Here is a 17,175-nt window from a genome sequence, read left to right on the forward strand (position 1 = left end):
TCAGATGACCACCAGTTCGCCTTCGAGGGCACCCGCCTCATCGAGGGCCTGCAGTATGGCCATGACGTCATCCGGGGTCGCCCCCAGGGAATTGACCGCCTTGACGATCACCTCGAGGGAGGTGCCTTCCGGCCAGACAAACATGTTGTTGCGCTCCCGATCGACCTGGATCTGGGAGTTGGGGGTGGTGGTGGTCTGGCCGTTGGAGAAGGCATTGGGCTGGCTCACCGTCTGGCTCTCTCCTATGGTGACCGTCAGGCTGCCATGGCTGACCGCCGCCTTGCGCACCTTGACTCCCTGCCCCATCACCACGGTGCCGGTGCGGCTGTTGAAGACCACCCTGGGCCGCTCCTTGCCCAGATCGATCTGGATGTCCTCAAGCAGCGCCATGAAGGAGATGCGCTGGCTCTCGTCCTTGGGGGCGGCAAGCTGGATACGTCCGGCGCTCACCGCCTTGGCAACGGGGCCGAGCTGGCGGTTGATCTCCCGTTCCACGTTGCGCGCGGTACGAAAGTTCGGCTGATGCAGGTTGAGGGTCACCTCGGGCTTGCTGGCGAAGTTGTTCACCGCCTCCCGCTCTATGATGGCGCCGTTGGGAATGATGCCCGCGGTCGGCACATTGATGGTGACGGACGAGCCGGACTGCCCCTCCGCCTTGACCCCGGCCACCACCAGGTTGCCCTGGGCGACCGCGTAGACCTCGCCATCGATGCCGCGCAGGGGGGTGAGCAGCAATGAGCCGCCCCGCAGGCTCTTGGCATCGCCGATGGAGGTGACGGTCACGTCCACCAGCTGCCCCTTGCCCGCCAGGGCGGGCAGGGTCGCCTGCACCGAGACCGCGGCCACGTTCTTGAGCTTGGGGTCTATGTCGTCGGGCAGTTGCACCCCGAACTGCTTGAGCATGTTGGTCATGGACTGGCCGGTAAACTTGACCTGGCTGCGATCCCCCGTGCCCGAAAGACCCACCACCAGGCCATAGCCCACCAGCTGGTTGGTACGCAGCCCCTGCACGTCCACTATGTCGAGCAGGGCGCGCTTGCTGGGGGCCGCCGTGGCCAGCAGGGGCAGCACGAGACAGCAGAGGGTCAGAAGCAACTTGTTCATAGGGGTCCTCAAAATGGCGCGAAGGCGGAGCTGAAGAAGCGGCTCAGCCAGCCCATCTGATTGCTGTCGGCCAGGGCGCCACGCCCGGCATAGGTGATGCGGGCATCGGCGATGCGCTGGGAAGAGATGCGGTTGCTCTGATCGATATCCTCGACCCGCACCATGCCGCCGAGGCGCACATACTCATCCCCCTGGTTGAGGCGGATCCACTTCTCGCCGCGAATGCCGAGCACGCCGTTGGGCATCACCTCGGCCACGGTGACCGTGATGGCGCCGGACAGGGTGTTCTGCTGGCTGGAAGTGGCGCCGCCATCGAAGTCGCGATCCGCGCTCAGGGTCGCCCCCCAGTCGGGCCGGGACACGCCGCCGATGGAGGGGGCCGGCACATTGAGGCTGCTGCTCTTGCTGGTACTGGTGTTGGCCTTCTTGCTGGACTGGGTTCGCTCCTCCAGCATGACGGTCAGTATGTCGCCGACCCGGTAGGCCCGCCTGTCCTGGAACAGGGTGAACATATAGTTGTCGCGATAGAGGCTGCCATCCTCGCCGCTGGCCACCGCGGGCAGGTTGGGGCGCGACGGCGCCCACTGCTCTTCACCCGGCTCGGGGGCGCGCAGCTCATAGGTGGCGCAGCCACCGAGCAGCAGCACCAGCCAGAGACTCTGCCTTAACACGCTCATCATCACAGAGCCTGGGTCACGAACTTCAGCATCTGGTCCGCCGCCGAGACCACCTTGGCGTTCATCTCGTAGGCGCGCTGGGTGGTGATCATGTCCACCATCTCCTCCACCACGTTGACGTTGGAACTCTCCAGGGTGTACTGCTTGATGGCCCCCATGGCATCTTCACCCGGTACCCCTTCGATCGCCTCGCCGGAGGCCCCGGTGGCCCGGTACAGGTTGCCCCCCAGGGCCTCCAGTCCGGCCGGGTTGGCGAAGTTGGTCAGGGTGATACGGCCAAGCTCCACGTTCTCCTGCTGACCCGGCAGGGTGGCGCTCACTGTGCCGTCCGTGCCGACGGAAATCTTGGTGGCATTGTCCGGGATCTGGATCTGGGGCAGCATGGGCAGGCCATCCGCGTTGACCAGCAGCCCTTCGGCGCTGCGATGCCACTGGCCATTGCGGCTGTAGGCGGTCTCGCCATCCGGGCGCTCTACCCCGAAGAAACCGGCCCCGACCACCGCCATGTCCAGCTCCTGATTGGTGTTCTGGAACTGGCCCGAGGTGAACACCTTCTGGGTGCCGACCACCCGCACGCCATTGCCCATCTGGATGCCGATCGGCGCCAGATTCTGCTGATCCTGCTGGGCACCCGGCTGGCGTTGAACCTGATAGAACAGATCCTCGAAGGCCACCCGATCCCGCTTGAAACCGACCGTGTTGACGTTGGCCAGGTTGTTGGAAATGCTGGCCATCTTGGCATCCTGTGCCGACAGCCCCGTCTTGCTGACCCATAATGCTGCGTGCATCGTCTCTCTCCACTGCGTTCATGAGGAGCCGGTCCCTGACCGGATCCGAAATGGCTGGCCCCGGGGTCAGCCCTGCCCCGAGATGAGGCGGGCGCCCTGGCGGGCCTGGTCGTCCGCCGTCTTCATCAGCTTGACCTGCAACTCGAAGTTGCGGGTCAGCGCCATGCTGCCGATCAGTTCGTCGACCGCGTTGACGTTGGCCCCCTCCAGGAAGCCGGAGGCCATCACCACGTTCTCGCTCGCCTCGGCCTCCCCCCCCTGGCGCAGGCGAAACAGGCCGTCCGTGCCCTTGACCAGTTCATTGGCCGCCGGGTTGACCAGCTTGAGCCGTCCCACGTCGAGGCGGGCGCCGCCACCCGGGGGCGTGATGCTCAGGGAGCCGTCGTTGCCGAAACTGAGATCCCGGTAGGCCGGCACCACCAGCTCGCCGCCATCCCCGAGCACGGGTCGGCCATTGAGGCTGAGCAGGCCATCGGCGTCCACCTCCAGATTGCCGGCCCGGGTATAGGCTTCGGTCCCGTCCGCCGTCTGTACCGTCAGAAAGCCTTCCCCGCGCACGGCCACGTCCAGCTTGCGCCCGGTCTGCATCAGGGCGCCGGCCCGAAAGTCGGTGCCCGCCTGCTCTTCCCGCGCCATGACGCGGCTCTGGTAGCCATCCCCGCTCAGGGCGTAGGCCGAGACCCGCTCGAAGTCGGCCCGAAAGCCGGTCGTGTTGAGGTTGGCCAGGTTGTTGGCCCGGATCTGCTGGGCCAGCAACGAGTGCTGGGCGCCGGACATGGCGGTGTAGATTAGCTTTTCCACGGGTTAGCCTCAGAAGGAGTTGAAGAGCACCTGGGTCATCTTGTCCGCCGAGCTGATGCTCTTGGCGTTCGCCTGATAGTTGCGCTGTGAGGTCATCAGGTTGACCAGCTCGCCGGTCAAGTCCACGTTGGAGCCCTCATAGGCTCCCGAGGTGAGCGAGCCCAGGGTGCCGCTGCCCGGCGCCCCGATCACCGGCTGGCCGGAGGAGAAGGATTGCTGCCAGCTGGTGTTGTTGGTCTGCAACAAGCCGTTGGGGTTGGCGAAGCTTGCCATCACCACCTGGCCCTGCAACAGGCTCTGGCCATTGGTGAAGGTGGCGTAGAGACCGCCATCGGGATCGATGCGCACCCCGGTCAGATCCCCCGAGGTGTAGCCATCGGACTGGTTGCGGCTGACGTTGAAGTCGGAGGCATACTGGCTGAACTTGGTCAGCCCTATCTCCAGGCTGATGGGGTCGGCACCGGCCGGGGTGAGCGCCAGGGTTGCCTTGTCGGCGCCGCTGCCCACCGCATCGAAGGTGCCGTCGGTGTTGAACTTGAGGTTGGTGCTGGCGCCGTTGACGGCCCCATCCACCGTGTAGTGCACCTGCCAGTCGTTGCTGCCCACCTTGACGAAATACTGGGTGACCGTGTGTTCCGTGCCCAGGGAGTCAAATACCTTGCTGGACTGGGAGAAGTTGTAGCTCTCCGCCTTGGCCGGATCGAACGGATTGAGGGCCGTGTCTATGTTGCTGGCATCCGCCTTGAGGTTGCCGACAAACTCCAGTGAGGTGGACGCCTTGGCGGGCAGGCTGCCGGTGCCGACCTGCAGATCCCCGACCACGCCGGTCTGCAGCTGGCCCGCGCCATTGACGGTATAGCCTTGCAGCCGATCGCCGTTCGAGGTGGTGAGGTAGTTGTTGGCGTCGCGCTGGAACATGCCGGCCCGGGTGTAGGAGGTCTGGCCGTTGCCATCCTTGAGCTGGAAGAAGCCGTTGCCGGAGATGGCCAGATCCAGGCCGCGACCGGTGCGCATCACGTCGCCGTTGCGATCGAAGTTCTGGGAGACGTTGTTCATCTCCACACCGCCCGCCTGACCGCCACCATAGATGGCGGCAAACTCGGCTCGGCTCGACTTGAAGCCCGCCGTGCTGACGTTGGCCACGTTGTTGCTGATGACGCTCAATTCCTGGTTCACGGCGCGCAGGCCGCTCAGTCCGATACTAAAAGACACAGTGTCGCTCCTATGGGCTTATGCCGATTTGCCAAACTGGATGGCACTGAACAGGGGGACTTCCCCGACGCCCGCCACCTCTAACATGATTTCGCCGGTGCCGGGCAATGTGACCCTGTCCACCGTGCTCGAGACATAGTGCTTGCTCTGCACCGTCGCCCCGTCCAGGGAGGCCTTCACCTCAAAGCTGTACTCCCCCGCTGGCAGCACGGACAGGTCGTAATCCATGCCCCCCGCCTTGGTCTCGCCCCAGGAACGGGTCTGGACCAGGGTGCCGTGCTGGTCGAACACCTTGAGTTCGACCAGATCGGCGGCACCCGCCAGCTCGATCTGGCCTCGCACCGCCTTCTCCTCCCCCTGCTTGAGGGTGGCGGTCGGTACCATGACGTCGCGGCCGATCAGATCCGTGCTCTGCAAGACCTGCTGGGTATCCATCATGGCGATGGACTTCTGCTGCAACACCTTCAGCTGCTCCACCCCTTCCACCATGCTGAACTGGGCCAGCTGGGTGACATATTGGGAGCCATCGAGGGGGTTGGTGGGGTCCTGGTTCTGCAGCTGGGCCACCATCATCTGCAGGAATTCGTTGCGCAACTGCATGCCGCCGCTGGCCGTGCCGTTGCTGGCGATGCCGTTGTCTGCGGTCTGGCTGGCGCCGCGGGCCGTGTCCAGGCTATTGACCTGAGGCAGGCTCATGGTCAGGCCTGCCCGAGGCGCAGCAGACCCTGCTGCATGCTGGAGATGCGATTGATCACCTCGACCGAGGTTTCAAATCCCCGGGAGGCGCTCATCATGTCCGCCATCTCCTCCACCGCATTGACGTTGGAGTAGTAGACGAAGCCATCGTCATCGGCCAGGGGGTTGGTGGGCTCGAGCCGCTTCTCGACCTGGCGGTCCGACTGGACTATCCCGGCGATCTGCACCTGGGCTGCTCCCAGGCCATCGGCTTCCTGTACCCGCTGGTAGAGGGTGGAGAAGACCGGCTTGATGGCGCGAAACGCCTCCTCTTCCCGCCCAGCGACACTGTCGACGTTGGCCAGGTTGGAGGCGACGGTATCCAGGCGAACCGTTTGTGCCCGCATCGCGCTGCCGGCGATGTCATAGATGCGATTGAACGACATGATTAGCGGCCCTCGATCGCCTTGGCGATCCCGGTGATTTTCATATTGAGGAAGGTCAGACTGGTCTGAAAGTCGGTGGCGTTGTTGGCGAACTTGCTCTGCTCGACGCTGAGTTCGGCCGTGTTGCCATCCATGGAGACCTGATAGGGAATGCGGTAGAGGGGCTGCTGCATCGCTTGCTGCAGATTGCCGGTGGCGATGGCGCTGCCCTCTTCTTTGGCCGCCACCTGTTGTGCAACCCGCCCCAGGATGCTCTTATAATCCACGTCCCTGGCCAGATAGCCCGGGGTATCCACATTTGCCAGGTTGCCGGCGAGGATACGCGCCCGATCCGCCCGCACATCCAGGGCATAAGGATGTACCCCCAGCGCACTGTCAAATGAGATACTCATGCTTCATCCTCTCGTCAGCGAAATAGTCAGACCCGTGCAGGCCATATCAAGACTCATGCCAATCGTGAAAAAGCACCGCAATCGCCCCCTGACGCCGCGCCGGTTCACCCCGGCGTCATGGCGAGGGGAAGCTGGGTTTCCCGGCAGGAAGTGGGGTGTCATGCTGATGCTGCTGCCGCTGTCACTGCCCGGGCAGGCTCAGACTACGCCCCGCCTGGATGTCGAGGCCCTGGCCCTGCGCCTGCAGCAAGATGCCACCCGCCTGCTCGATGACTATCTGGCGCTGCAGGGCTGGCAGGCCAGCCGGGTCGAGCGCGAGGTCTGGCTCGCCCCGGCGGCGAGCCACCTGCCCCCCTGCCTGCAGGCGCCCGAGCTGCAGGCAGGGGGTCTCTACCGCCAGCCCTGGGGGCGGCGCCCCTATCTGGTCAGTTGCGCCGAGCCCCAGTGGCAACTGAGGGCCAGGGTCGATGTACGTGTCTTCATGCCGCTCTGGGTCACGGCCAAAGAGATAGACAAGGGCCAGCCCATCCGGGCCCATGACCTGGTGGCAAAAGAGCTGGAGGTGAGCCGTATCCAGCGCGGCTTCACTCCGGCCAGCGTCTCGCTGACCCAGCAGAAGAGCAGCCGCAGGCTGCGCACGGGGCAGCTCATCGGCGAGCTGGATCTGCAGAAGCAGTGGGCGGTGCGTCAGGGGGAAGGGGTGCTGATCCGGGCCGGTCAGGGGGAGTTTGCCGCCACGACCCGGGGCGAGGCCCTGGAAGATGGCGCCATCGGCGATGGCATCAGGGTGAAAAACAGCAGCTCGGGCAGGGTGATCCAGGCCTGGGTGCTGAACAGGGGGGAGGTCGAGACGCGATTTTGAACCCGATGACGCCGCCGATTCAAGTTTTGGCAAGCGGCGGTCGCTTTATGTCAGCAGACCATCAGGAATTGTACCCATGAAGATCACCCGTACCGACCCCGTCCAGATCCAGAGCCCGCTGCCGCGCAAACAGGAGCCGGTTCAGACCGCACCCCAGAGCCGCCAGGGGAGCGAGAGCCAGATCAGCGCCACCGCCCAGACCATGGCCCACGCCAAGGTCGAACTGGCCAGCACCCCGGATGTCGACATGGCCAAGGTGGAGCAGATCCGCCAGGCCATCGGAGAGGGACGGCTTACCCTCGATCTGGCGGCACTGAGCCAGGCCATCCTGGACCTGCACCGTCGATGAACCAGGAGACCAGACCCCTGGATGCCAGACAGAGGGTCAAGCAGCTGCTGCTCGGGATCCAGCGCGATCTCGGCCGCTACAGCGATCTGCTGACCATGCTGCAACGCCAGCACCTGCTGCTGGCGACCCACGAGGTGGATGAGCTGACCCAGCACAACCTGCAGCAGACCGAATTGATGAAACAGATACAGCAGCAGGCCCAGCAACGCTGTCAACATCTGGGAGCCCTGGGACTGGCGCCGGATGAACAGGGCATGGCGAAGCTGATCGCCCGCCTGCCCGAGCCCCTGCGCCAGACCATGACGGGCCAGTGGCAGCAACTGGAGGCCAGCCTGCGTCAGTGCCAGCAGCAAAACGATCGCAACGGTCGCCTGCTGGCGGGGCAAATCGAGACGCTGCACACCCTGCTCGGCCAGACCCAGGAGTACGGCCAGGAGCCCTGAGCCGCCCCTCAGCGATCTCGGTGGCGCTGGCTGCTGAGCTCATCGAGCTGACGCTGCTCCTGCGCCTCCCTCTGCTGCCTGCCTGCCAGCTCTCGCCGCGCCAAGACCCCCTCCAGCCCCTTCACCCGACCAAACTGCCGACGCAGTTGCTGCTCGTGGCGCTCCAGATCGATCCGGGCCAGGGTCGACTGCTGCACCTGATGGGAGAGCAGGCGGCGCAACTGGCCATCCATCTGCTGGCGATTTTGCAGCAGCAAGGGGTGAAAGCTCCCACCCCCCTTGCCCAGGTTGCCTATCACCTCCTGCAGCTGCAAGGCCCGCTGCTCCTCGCGCCGGGCCAGCTCCCGCAGACGCTGGCGCTCCTTGCCCATCTCCTCCAGCGCCCCTTGCTGCAAACCCAGATAGCGAGTGAGCATGGCTTCTCCTTATCCCTGACGACCCAGGGCCTGACGCAGGCCGGCGGGGGCATCGGCCAATGGGGTGACCTCATGAATGCCCTGCTGCAACAGGGCCGCGATGGCCGGGTAGCGCTGCACCGCCTCATCCATCTGGGGATCGGCGCCCGCCTGGTATCCACCGAGGGGCAGCAGCTCGCGCACCTGCTGGTAGCGTCCCCACAGCTGGCGCAGGGTCACCGCCAGGGATTGCCACTCGGCGGGCACCACCTGAGGCATGACCCGGCTGACCGAGGCGCCGATGTCGATGGCCGGATAGTGCCCCTCCTCCGCCAGACGACGGGTCAGCACTATGTGACCATCCAGGATGGCCCGCGCCGCATCCACCACGGGATCCTGCTGATCGTCCCCTTCCGCCAGCACCGTATAGAAGGCGCTCAGGCTGCCGTTCGGCGCCATGCCGTTGCCCGCACGCTCCACCAGCTGGGTCAGCATGCTGAACACGGATGGCGGATAGCCACGGGTGGCGGGCGGCTCGCCGATGGCCAGCGCAATCTCCCGCTGGGCCTGGGCATAACGGGTCAGGGAGTCCATCAGCAGCAGCACATCCTGCCCCTGCTCGCGAAAGTACTCGGCGATGCGATGGCAGAGCTGGGCCGCCCGCAGCCGCATCAGGGGGGATTGATCCGCCGGGGCGGCGATGACCACGGCCCGGGCCAGCCCTTCGCTGCCCAGGCTGTGTTCGATGAATTCGCGCACCTCGCGGCCCCGCTCGCCGATGAGGCCCACCACCACTATCTGTGCCGTGGTGTTGCGGGTCATCATGCCAAGCAGCATGCTCTTGCCCACACCTGAGCCGGCGAACAGGCCGAGCCGCTGTCCCTTGCCGACGGTGAGCAGACCATTGATGGCCCGCACCCCGACGTCGAGGGGCTCGCGCACCGGGGTACGCAGCAGGGGGTTGGGCGGCGAGCTCATCAGGCTGACCCGCTCCCCCGCCTCGGCCAGGGGACGGCCATCCAGGGGTTGCAGCAGGCCGTCGAGCACCCGCCCCAGCAGGTGAGCTCCCACCCGTATGGTTTCTTCCCCCGGGATGGGCAGCACCCTGGCCCCGGCGTAGAGACCACTCATGGGCTGGAGCGGCATCAGATAGGAGACGTCGCGGTTGAAGCCAACCACCTCGGCCAGCAGGGTGGCGCCGCCGGCGCAGTCGACCCGGCAGCGCTGCCCCATCACCAGCTGGCAGCCCACCACCTCCAGGGTGAGCCCGGTCACCCGCACCAGCCGGCCGTAGTGGCGAAAGCCCGGGGCCGGCTCGAAGTCATCCAGGGCCGAGCTGAGGGCCTGCTGCAACCGGCTATCCATTCAGGCTGGCATCCAGGGCGCTGTTGATCTTGTCCAGGCAGGCATCGAGCCGCTCCGCCGTGTTGACCTCGATCACCGCGGCCCGGGTCTCCAGCCTGGCATCGCCGATGGCCAGGGCCCCATCCTGTTGCAGCGGCCAGCCGGCGCACTGGGTGACCCCCAGCTCGGCCAGGCGGCGCCTGTCCCCTTCGCTGAGGTAGATGGTCAGCTCTTCGGGCTGAGTGGGCAGGGTGGCCAGCGCCTGTTCCACCTGACTCAGCACCTGCTGGGGATTGAGGGTGAACTCGGCCTGGATGACCCGGCGCGCCACCTGCTCCACCAGCTGGGCCAGCACCTGCTTCTGTTGCAGCATGCGGGCCCGGCACAGGCTCTCCCACTGTTGCTGCAAGCGGGTGAAGGGCTGCATGGCCTCGTCGAACGAGGCGCGTCCCTCCGCCAGGCCCTGGGCCAGCCCCCTGGCCTGTCCCTGGGCCAGGCCGCGGCTCTCCCCTTCGATCAGGCCGCTGGTGAGCCCCTGCTGGTAACCCTCCTGATAGCCCTGATCCTGACCCTGCTCCAACCCTTGCTGGTAGCCTGACTCGAACCTTTCCTGCTCGCTCGGCGCCCCCTCCCCGCTCTGTCCCAGCTGGGGAAAGCGGTAGCGGCGGGTCGCCCCCGGAGCCAGCTTGCGCATCTTGTTAGGCATGCTCGTCTCTCATCAGTTGACCGTAGGCTCTTCGAACAGCTGGAACTCCAGCTCGCCCTGTTCCACCAGCTCGCGCACCAGCTGCATCACCTCGTCGCGGGCCTGTTCCACCTTGCGCAGGGAGACGCTGCCCTGATCCTGGATCTGGGCCTCGAGGGCCTGGGCCATCCGCTTGGGCATGGCACCGAGCACCACCTTGCGAAAGCCGGCCTCGGTGTTCTTGAGCGCCAGCGCCAGCAGATCGGCGGGCAGCTCCTGCACCAGCCGCTGCAGGGTGTCGTCGCTCTGGCGACGCAGGGCCATGAAGTCGAACATGTTCTTCTCTATCTCGAGGGCCATGTCGCCATCGCGCTCCCGCAGCAGGGCGAGCATCTGCTCCTTGTTGCCCTGATAACGGTTGAGGATGTCGGCGACCTGGCGCACCCCGTTGACCTTGGCGCCGGACTGATCCGCCACATAGGCCAGGCAGCGATCCAGGGTGAGACGCAGTTCCGCCAGCACGTGTTCGCTCACCGAGTTGAGCCCGGCCACCCGCACCAGCAGGTCGTCGTGGAGCGAGCCCGGCAGGGCATCGAGCACGGCCGAGGCGGTCTGGGGCGGCAGGAAGGCCAGCAGCACCGCCTGCATCTGCGGGTGTTCGTTGCGAAAGAAGCGGGCGAGCATCTCGGCGGGGACCCATTGCAGCCGCTGGATATCCTGGCTCATCACGTCCCCGTACAGGCTGTCGAGCAGGCTGCGGGAGAGGCGCTGACCCAGGGCCAGATCCAGGGTCTGCTCCAGGTACTCCCGGGAGGCGCTGGCGATGCCGCTCTGCTCCCGGTACTGGGTGAAGAATTGCTGCAAGGTCCACTTCGCCTCGATGGAGCTGACCCCGGAGAGGCCCGCCATCTTGGAGATGAGGCGCTGCACCTCGTCGCGCGACAGCTTCTGCATCACCTTGGCCGCCGCCTCCGTGCCCATGCTGAGCAGCAGGATGGCGGCCTTCTCCAGATTGTCTATGTCGATGTCTACTGCGCTCTGGTTCATATTAACGTTGCTCATTGCCGCTCACCCATGCCTTCACCACCTCGGCCACCCGGGCCGTGTCCTTGTCCACCAGCAGTTGCAGGTGTTTCAGCTGAACCTCAAGCTCGGAGCCGGGCTCAGGCAGGGCATCGAGATCCAGGGCGGCGAAATGGGGCTCCTGCTCCTCATCCGCACGGATGAGCCCCTTGCCATGGGGCGCGGCCAGGGCCTCGTCCCCCCGGCGCTGCAACGCCAGGCCCAGTTCCGGCTCCTGCTCTTGCTGGGCCTCCTCGTTCGGGGTGGCCACCGGCTGCTGGGTGCGCACCAGGTGCTTGACCAGGGGACGGATGCCGAAGAAGACCAGGGTCAGACCCAGCAGGCCACCGACCAGGTAACGCAGGGAGTCCTGCCAATAGGGGGTTTCCCACCAGCTGGATTCCGGGGGCGCCACCAGCACCTCGTCGGTGAAGTTGAACACCTGCAGGCTGATCTGATCGCCACGGCCCGAGTCGAAACCGACGGCGCGCTCCACCATCTGGCGGATCTGGCCAAGCTGGGCCTGGTTCCAGCCCTCTTTCGGCGCCGTCTGTTCGTTGAGCAGCACGGAGACGTTCATCCGCTCGAGGCGACCCTGCTGATAGCGGGTGTGCACCAGGGTGCGACTGTTCTCGTACTGGCGACTGGTCTCCTCGCGCTCGGTGCGGCTGTCATTCCTGGGCGCAGGTTCGGCCTTGGCCTCCCCTTCCCCTCCCTGCTCGGCCTGGGGGGCCGTCTCGGGGGGGCGATTGGAGAGGGCACCCGGGATCCCGAGCGCCAGGGCATCCACCGTCTTGTCAGACTTGCTGGTCTCCTTGGTGACCACGCCCTGGGGATCGAACTGCTGCTGGGTCTCCTCGACCGCATTGAAGTTGACGTCGGCGGCGATCTGCACCCGGAAGTTGCCGCTGCCCAGCATGGGATGGAGCATGTCGGTGGCCCGCTGGCGGATGTAGTGCTCCAGCTTGCGCACGTACTCCATCTGCTGCACGCTCTGCTTGCCAAAGCCCATCTTGTCCCCCAGCTCGCTGCTGAGCAGCTGGCCGGCCTGATCTATGATGGTCACGGCCCCCGGCTTCATGCCGGCGATGCTGCCGGCCACCAGGTTGGCGATGGCCTCGACCTGGCCCGCTTCCATCGACTGGCCCGGTTGCAGGTCCAGCATGACGGAGGCGCTGGGTTTCTCTTCGTCCCGGCCGACGAACAGGGTGCGCTTGGGAATGGCCAGGTGCACCCGGGCACTGCGCACCGCATTGAGGGAGATGATGGTACGCGCCAGCTCCCCTTCCAGGGCGTGACGATAGCGCGCCCCTTCCATGAACTCGCTGGTGCCAAGGCCCGTCACCGCATCCAGCCCCTCGAGACCGGATGGCATGGCGGCACGCACCCCGCGGGCCGCCAGGGCCATGCGGATGTGGGCCAGCTGGTTTTCCGGCACCAGCACCTGACCCGAGCTCTTCTCGAGCCGAAAAGGGATCTGCTCCTTCTCCAGCATCTCCATGATGTTGGCGGTGTCGTACAGTTCCTGTTTGCCGTACAGGGGCACGTAGTTCTTGCTGGCGGTCCAGAGGATCACCACTATGGTCCCCGCCACCGTGGCGGCCAGCAGGGCTATGGTCAGGATGGATTTGTTGTCACGGGACAGGCTGCGCCAGCTCTTGAGCCACGCCCGCATACGCTGTTGCACGCCCAGGATTTCCCCTTGCGAACCACTCACCAGTTCAGTCATCAGTAACCTCAGAGCGGCATGCGCATGATGTCGTCAAACCCTGTCATCAGCTTGTTGCGCACCTGCATCAGGGCGGAGAAGCTGAGGCCGGCTTTCTGACTGGCCACCATGGCCCCGACCAGGTCATCGCTCTGACCCGCATCGACCGCCGTCATCAGACGGGAGGAGATGTTCTGCTGCTCGTTGACCCGATTGATCACATCCCGCATGGCATTGCCAAAGGAGACCTCCTGTCCCCCCTGGGGCGCGATCTCGGGCAGTTCGCGCGTTACCCGCGTCATCTCCTGCATCTGTTGCAGCAGGCTGGTCTGCTGCGACATCATTTCAATCTTCACTGGCTATCCCTCAATTTTGAATCTGGAGTTCAATGTCTATGCCCTGCTCGCGCATCGCCGCCAACTTGTAGCGCAGGGCCCGGGTCGTCATGCCCAGGGCCTCGGCCGTGCGGGTGCGATGGCCGCTGAAACGGCGCAGGGTCTCCAATACGAACTGGAACTCGGCGTGGCGGCGGGTCTCCACCAGCCCGTCCGGGGGCGACAACGGCTCTGGCTGGCCCGGCTCTGCTCCCCCTGCCCCACCGGGCAACATCAAATCGATTGCCTGAATATGCAATCCTCGCGCCATGATGAGCGCCCGCTGGATGACATTGTCCAGTTCACGCACATTGCCGGGCCAGCGGTAGCTCAGCAGCTGCTGGCGCGCCTGCTGGCTCAGCCAGTAGCCCTGCCTGGGTGCATAACGGGCGATGAAATATTCAGCCAGCGGCACTATGTCCCCCGGCCTGTCCCGCAGGGCGGGCCAGCTCATGGGCAGGACATCGAGGCGATAGAAGAGATCCTCGCGAAACAGCCCCTCCCCCACCTGGGTACGCAGGTCCTTGTTGCTGGCGGCGATGATGCGCACATCCAGGTTGATCAGTTGATGGCTGCCCAGCCGCTCCACCTGCCGCTCCTGCAATACCCGCAGCAGCTTGGCCTGCAGTGCCAGGGGCAACTCGGAGATCTCGTCAAGCAGCAGGGTACCGCCCTGGGCCTGCTCGAACTTGCCGGGCTGGGCCGAGCTCGCCCCGGTGAAGGCCCCCTTGGCGTGACCGAACAGGATGGACTCGATCATGGGCTCGGGGATGGCGGCGCAGTTGATGGCGACGAAGGGCCCGTCTGCCCGGGGGGACATGTCGTGGATGTAGCGTGCCAGTCGCTCCTTGCCGGTACCCGATTCACCGCCGATGAGGATGGTGGCCTGGGTCTTGGCCGCCCGGCGAGCCAGCTGCAACACCTGACGGCTGGCACCGGACTCTGCGATGAGATCCGGGATCGGCTGGCGCAGGCGCAGGGCGCAGCGGATGGCGTCCAGCATCTGCTGGCGAGCGAATGGCTTGATGATGTAATCGATGGCGCCGGCCCCCATGGCCTCGGCGGCCAGATGGCCCTGATGCTCGTTGACCAGGATGACACTGTCGGTGTCGGTCAGCTTGCCCAGAAATCCCTTGAGGTTGTCGATGGGCGTGCTCACGTCCAGCAACAGCAGGTCGACTCTCTCTTCCTCCAGACAGGCCCGTGCCTGTCTGGCCGAATCGACCCTGGATACCCGATATCCCGAACTCTCCAGCATGGCCAGCACCTCTTCCCCGGCAGAAGAGTCTGGCTGAAGCAATAACAGATGAGGGTGCGCCCCAATGCCCGCTGGCGCTGGGGTGCATTTCAGAGAAACGTCCGAAAGCATATGAACCTGAACCTGTGATTGTGTGGTCGTCAATCAACAGAACTGAAGCGTCAAAACCGAGGAAGGAGTACACCACCGGTACGCCGCGCGCGCATCGGTTTGCCAATAGGTGTCATTCGTGACGGTACCTATCCCTGGTAACCCCGCTATCGTCGGCATGGATGCCATTAGACCGGAGGCTTTGCGTCCTGACTTTTCAGTTCAGTTTGCCTTTTTCATGCGATCTGCCCTCGCAAGGGCAGTCAGACTGGCGAGGGGCCGGCCTGAATAGCACTCATCAAATTGTTATAATTATCAGCAGGTTTTGACGTCCAGCGTCAAAACACGGCGCATCATAACAAGTTGCCATGACAGTTCAAGGACATATGCGGAATAGATTTTTCCTATCTGACTGAGATCACGGGCCTTTTGCTTCACCCCAGGGTGCCGATCACTTCCACCCTCAGCTCTTCCGGGATCTCGTTGTAGGAGAGCACCCTGAGCCCCTTGGCGAAAGAGGCCGCATAGCGGGCCAGCAAGGGCCTCAGCTGGGGCATGACCACCAGCACGGGAGGGTGACCCTGCTGCTGCAGCTGCTCCTTGACCAGGGGCATGTGCTGTTGCAGCTGGGACAACAACTGGGGATCGACCGGGAAGCTGTCCAGCGCCACCTTGCCCTGCTGCTGGGACTGGTTCATGGCCGCCAGCAGGGTCTGCTCCAGCCGATCGTCCAGGGTGAAGGTGGCCAGCTGCTCCCGCTGCCCTATCACCTGACGCACTATCTGGCGCTTGAGGGCGCAGCGCACGTCGGCCGCCAGCAGCACGGGATCCTTGGTCAGCTCGCTCGAGTCGAGCAGGGTGGTCGCTATGGTACGGATGTCGGTCAGGCTCACCTGCTCCCTGAGCAGTTGCCGGAATACCCTGAGCTGCTGCATCTGGCTCAGGGCCAGATTGAGCTCCTCCGCCAGACGGGGAGAGAGGGTCGCCAGATACTGGCCCAGCTTGCCCACCTCATCGTGACCGAACAGGGTATCGAGCTGTTCCCGCAGCAGCTTGCTGGCATGGGTGGCGATCACGGTGGCCGAGTCCACCACCGAGTAGCCCAGGTTGAGGGCCTTGGCCTTGTGATCCGGGGCTATCCAGACCGCATTCATGCCGTAGGCGGGATCCTGGGTCAGTTCGCCGTCCAGCACCCCGTAGGTCTCGCCGCTGCTGATGGCCATCAGTCGCTGGCAATCCACCTGACCGCTCGCCATGGGCACGGCGGAGAGCTTGATCCTGTACTGATCCGGTTGCAGTTGCAGGTTGTCGCGTACCCGGATCTCGGGCAGCAGGAAACCGTACTGCTCGGAGAGCGTCTTCCTGATCCCCCGCACCCGCACCAGCAGCTCGGCCCCCTTGTCCGCCTCGGCCAGGGGCACCAGCTTGTAACCCAGCTCGATGGCGATGGGGTCCACATAGGGCAGATCCTGCCACTCCAGTCCCTGGTGTTCCGGCTGCACCAGCTTCTGGCTGAGCTGCTCGGCGGCTTCCAGATCCGGATCCTGCTGGCGACGCAGGCTCACGCGCCAGCCGGTCCAGGCCAGCACGGCGGCGAAGCTGAGGAAGGCCAGCATGGGCATGCCGGGCACCAGCCCCAGGATCAGCATGATGGTGGCGGCGGTATAGATGACGCGAGGGGAGGCCAGTACCTGCTGGCCCACCTGATCGGACATCTCTCCCTCGTCACTGACCCGGGTCACTATGATGGCGGCCGCGGTGGACATCAGCAGGGAGGGGATCTGGGCGACCAGGCCATCCCCTATGGTGAGCAGGGCGTAACGCTGGAAGGCTTCCGCCACCGGCAGGGCATGCTGGAAGATGCCGATGGCCAGACCGCCCACCAGGTTGATGATCAGCACCAGCAGACCGGCGATGGCATCCCCGCGCACGAACTTGGAGGCCCCGTCCATGGCGCCGTAGAAGTCGGCCTCACGGGAGATCTCCTCACGCCGGGCCCGGGCCTGGTGCTGATCCATGATGCCGGCATTGAGGTCGGCGTCGATGGCCATCTGCTTGCCCGGCATGGCGTCCAGGGTGAAGCGGGCCGACACCTCCGAGATACGTTCTCCCCCCTTGGTGATCACCACGAAGTTGATGATCATCAGGATCACGAACACCACCAGACCCACCACATAGTTGCCGCCGATGACCACCTCACCGAACGCCTGGATCACCTTGCCTGCCGCCTCGTTGCCCTCATGGCCGTTGAGCAGCACCACCCGGGTCGAGGCGACGTTGAGGGAGAGCCGCATCAGGGTCGCCACCAGCAGCACGGTGGGGAAGACGGAGAAGTCCAGGGGGCGGCGCGCCGAGACGGAGACCAGCAACACCATGATCGCCAGCACTATGTTGAAGGTGAAGAGCCCATCGAGCAGCCAGCCCGGCAGCGGCAGTATCATCATGGCCAGTATGGCCAGCAGCATCAGGGGGATGGCCGTATAGGACTTGGTCAGGACACGCCAGTTCAC

The 17,175-nt window shown here is 65.0% G+C and carries 19 protein-coding genes and 1 riboswitch; of the genes, 3 read left to right on the forward strand and 16 right to left on the reverse strand.

Annotated elements, in window-relative coordinates; all coding sequences use genetic code 11:
• From fgIL to lfgB, 8 genes are all read right to left on the reverse strand, one after another.
• The gene (gene fgIL / locus ACEUCR_RS13940) at positions 1-1,104 is read right to left on the reverse strand and encodes a lateral flagellar basal body P-ring FlgIL (protein WP_408790878.1); all 1,104 of its coding nucleotides are present in this window, start codon (positions 1,102-1,104) and stop codon (positions 1-3) included.
• Positions 1,105-1,112: 8 nt separating this feature from the next.
• Complete coding sequence (gene flgH, locus ACEUCR_RS13945) at positions 1,113-1,784, reverse strand: flagellar basal body L-ring protein FlgH (RefSeq protein ID WP_042001604.1); 672 nt, start codon at positions 1,782-1,784, stop codon at positions 1,113-1,115.
• Positions 1,784-2,569: a lateral flagellar basal-body rod protein LfgG gene (gene lfgG, locus ACEUCR_RS13950; protein ID WP_042001600.1), complete on the reverse strand. Its 786-nt coding sequence runs from the start codon at positions 2,567-2,569 to the stop codon at positions 1,784-1,786. Before lfgG ends, flgH begins: the two co-directional genes overlap by 1 nt.
• Before the next feature lie 66 nt (positions 2,570-2,635).
• Positions 2,636-3,370, reverse strand: coding sequence for a lateral flagellar basal-body rod protein LfgF (gene lfgF, locus ACEUCR_RS13955; protein ID WP_408790882.1), 735 nt, complete (start codon positions 3,368-3,370; stop codon positions 2,636-2,638).
• A gap of 9 nt (positions 3,371-3,379) precedes the next feature.
• The gene (flgEL, locus tag ACEUCR_RS13960; RefSeq protein WP_408790884.1) at positions 3,380-4,582 is read right to left on the reverse strand and encodes a lateral flagellar hook protein FlgEL; all 1,203 of its coding nucleotides are present in this window, start codon (positions 4,580-4,582) and stop codon (positions 3,380-3,382) included.
• An 18-nt stretch (positions 4,583-4,600) separates the two neighbouring features.
• Positions 4,601-5,278: a flagellar hook assembly protein FlgD gene (locus tag ACEUCR_RS13965; protein WP_408790887.1), complete on the reverse strand. Its 678-nt coding sequence runs from the start codon at positions 5,276-5,278 to the stop codon at positions 4,601-4,603.
• A 2-nt stretch (positions 5,279-5,280) separates the two neighbouring features.
• A complete protein-coding gene (flgCL, locus tag ACEUCR_RS13970; protein WP_042001588.1) occupies positions 5,281-5,703 on the reverse strand; it encodes a lateral flagellar basal body rod protein FlgCL in 423 nt (140 codons plus the stop codon).
• Positions 5,704-5,705: 2 nt separating this feature from the next.
• Complete coding sequence (lfgB, locus tag ACEUCR_RS13975; protein ID WP_042001585.1) at positions 5,706-6,095, reverse strand: lateral flagellar basal body rod protein LfgB; 390 nt, start codon at positions 6,093-6,095, stop codon at positions 5,706-5,708.
• Between the two features lie 160 nt (positions 6,096-6,255).
• On the opposite strand from lfgB, the gene flgA reads away from it, so the two are divergent.
• From flgA to ACEUCR_RS13990, 3 genes are all read left to right on the forward strand, one after another.
• Positions 6,256-6,957, forward strand: a complete 702-nt coding sequence (gene flgA / locus ACEUCR_RS13980) for a flagellar basal body P-ring formation chaperone FlgA (protein WP_408790897.1) — start codon at positions 6,256-6,258, stop codon at positions 6,955-6,957.
• A gap of 76 nt (positions 6,958-7,033) precedes the next feature.
• Positions 7,034-7,306, forward strand: coding sequence for a flagellar biosynthesis anti-sigma factor FlgM (flgM, locus tag ACEUCR_RS13985; protein WP_042001582.1), 273 nt, complete (start codon positions 7,034-7,036; stop codon positions 7,304-7,306).
• Positions 7,303-7,749 carry a flagellar protein FlgN gene (locus tag ACEUCR_RS13990; protein ID WP_408790901.1) on the forward strand — a complete coding sequence of 149 codons (447 nt, stop codon included), beginning with the start codon at positions 7,303-7,305 and terminating at the stop codon, positions 7,747-7,749. The genes flgM and ACEUCR_RS13990 overlap by 4 nt, the downstream gene beginning before the upstream one ends.
• 8 nt (positions 7,750-7,757) lie before the next feature.
• Here the strand turns inward: ACEUCR_RS13990 and lfiJ are convergent, their stop codons facing one another.
• From lfiJ to lfhA, 8 genes are all read right to left on the reverse strand, one after another.
• On the reverse strand, positions 7,758-8,165 hold the full coding sequence (gene lfiJ, locus ACEUCR_RS13995) for a lateral flagellar protein LfiJ (RefSeq protein ID WP_408790904.1): 408 nt from the start codon (positions 8,163-8,165) through the stop codon (positions 7,758-7,760).
• A 9-nt stretch (positions 8,166-8,174) separates the two neighbouring features.
• Positions 8,175-9,509, reverse strand: a complete 1,335-nt coding sequence (lfiI, locus tag ACEUCR_RS14000) for a lateral flagellar FliI-like assembly ATPase LfiI (protein ID WP_408790907.1) — start codon at positions 9,507-9,509, stop codon at positions 8,175-8,177.
• Entirely contained in the window at positions 9,502-10,194 is a 693-nt protein-coding gene (locus ACEUCR_RS14005) for a FliH/SctL family protein (RefSeq protein ID WP_042001570.1), read from the reverse strand. Before ACEUCR_RS14005 ends, lfiI begins: the two co-directional genes overlap by 8 nt.
• A 12-nt stretch (positions 10,195-10,206) precedes the next feature.
• A complete protein-coding gene (fliGL, locus tag ACEUCR_RS14010; protein ID WP_408790911.1) occupies positions 10,207-11,235 on the reverse strand; it encodes a lateral flagellar motor switch protein FliGL in 1,029 nt (342 codons plus the stop codon).
• On the reverse strand, positions 11,222-12,910 hold the full coding sequence (fliFL, locus tag ACEUCR_RS14015; protein WP_408790977.1) for a lateral flagellar M-ring protein FliFL: 1,689 nt from the start codon (positions 12,908-12,910) through the stop codon (positions 11,222-11,224). Before fliFL ends, fliGL begins: the two co-directional genes overlap by 14 nt.
• A 62-nt stretch (positions 12,911-12,972) precedes the next feature.
• Complete coding sequence (gene fliE, locus ACEUCR_RS14020) at positions 12,973-13,299, reverse strand: flagellar hook-basal body complex protein FliE (protein ID WP_084205562.1); 327 nt, start codon at positions 13,297-13,299, stop codon at positions 12,973-12,975.
• Positions 13,300-13,309: 10 nt separating this feature from the next.
• On the reverse strand, positions 13,310-14,575 hold the full coding sequence (locus ACEUCR_RS14025) for a sigma-54-dependent transcriptional regulator (protein ID WP_408790914.1): 1,266 nt from the start codon (positions 14,573-14,575) through the stop codon (positions 13,310-13,312).
• A gap of 244 nt (positions 14,576-14,819) precedes the next feature.
• Positions 14,820-14,907: riboswitch (cyclic di-GMP riboswitch) on the reverse strand.
• 192 nt (positions 14,908-15,099) lie between these two features.
• On the reverse strand, positions 15,100-17,175 hold the full coding sequence (gene lfhA / locus ACEUCR_RS14030; protein WP_042001557.1) for a lateral flagellar biosynthesis protein LfhA: 2,076 nt from the start codon (positions 17,173-17,175) through the stop codon (positions 15,100-15,102).

The sequence above is a fragment of the Aeromonas bivalvium genome (genome assembly GCF_046078285.1).
GTDB lineage: Bacteria > Pseudomonadota > Gammaproteobacteria > Enterobacterales > Aeromonadaceae > Aeromonas > Aeromonas bivalvium.

Bases quoted from the DNA above. Each gene is read 5' to 3' on its own strand.
- lfiJ (WP_408790904.1), bottom strand. From the start codon at position 8,165: ATGCTCACTCGCTATCTGGGTTTGCAGCAAGGGGCGCTGGAGGAGATG.
- flgA (WP_408790897.1), top strand. From the start codon at position 6,256: ATGCTGATGCTGCTGCCGCTGTCACTGCCCGGGCAGGCTCAGACTACG.
- flgH (WP_042001604.1), bottom strand. From the start codon at position 1,784: ATGATGAGCGTGTTAAGGCAGAGTCTCTGGCTGGTGCTGCTGCTCGGT.
- fgIL (WP_408790878.1), bottom strand. From the start codon at position 1,104: ATGAACAAGTTGCTTCTGACCCTCTGCTGTCTCGTGCTGCCCCTGCTG.
- fliFL (WP_408790977.1), bottom strand. From the start codon at position 12,910: ATGCGGGCGTGGCTCAAGAGCTGGCGCAGCCTGTCCCGTGACAACAAA.
- ACEUCR_RS14005 (WP_042001570.1), bottom strand. From the start codon at position 10,194: ATGCCTAACAAGATGCGCAAGCTGGCTCCGGGGGCGACCCGCCGCTAC.
- flgM (WP_042001582.1), top strand. From the start codon at position 7,034: ATGAAGATCACCCGTACCGACCCCGTCCAGATCCAGAGCCCGCTGCCG.
- flgCL (WP_042001588.1), bottom strand. From the start codon at position 5,703: ATGTCGTTCAATCGCATCTATGACATCGCCGGCAGCGCGATGCGGGCA.
- lfgG (WP_042001600.1), bottom strand. From the start codon at position 2,569: ATGCACGCAGCATTATGGGTCAGCAAGACGGGGCTGTCGGCACAGGAT.
- ACEUCR_RS14025 (WP_408790914.1), bottom strand. From the start codon at position 14,575: ATGCTGGAGAGTTCGGGATATCGGGTATCCAGGGTCGATTCGGCCAGA.
- lfgB (WP_042001585.1), bottom strand. From the start codon at position 6,095: ATGAGTATCTCATTTGACAGTGCGCTGGGGGTACATCCTTATGCCCTG.
- ACEUCR_RS13965 (WP_408790887.1), bottom strand. From the start codon at position 5,278: ATGAGCCTGCCTCAGGTCAATAGCCTGGACACGGCCCGCGGCGCCAGC.
- lfiI (WP_408790907.1), bottom strand. From the start codon at position 9,509: ATGGATAGCCGGTTGCAGCAGGCCCTCAGCTCGGCCCTGGATGACTTC.
- ACEUCR_RS13990 (WP_408790901.1), top strand. From the start codon at position 7,303: ATGAACCAGGAGACCAGACCCCTGGATGCCAGACAGAGGGTCAAGCAG.
- fliGL (WP_408790911.1), bottom strand. From the start codon at position 11,235: ATGAGCAACGTTAATATGAACCAGAGCGCAGTAGACATCGACATAGAC.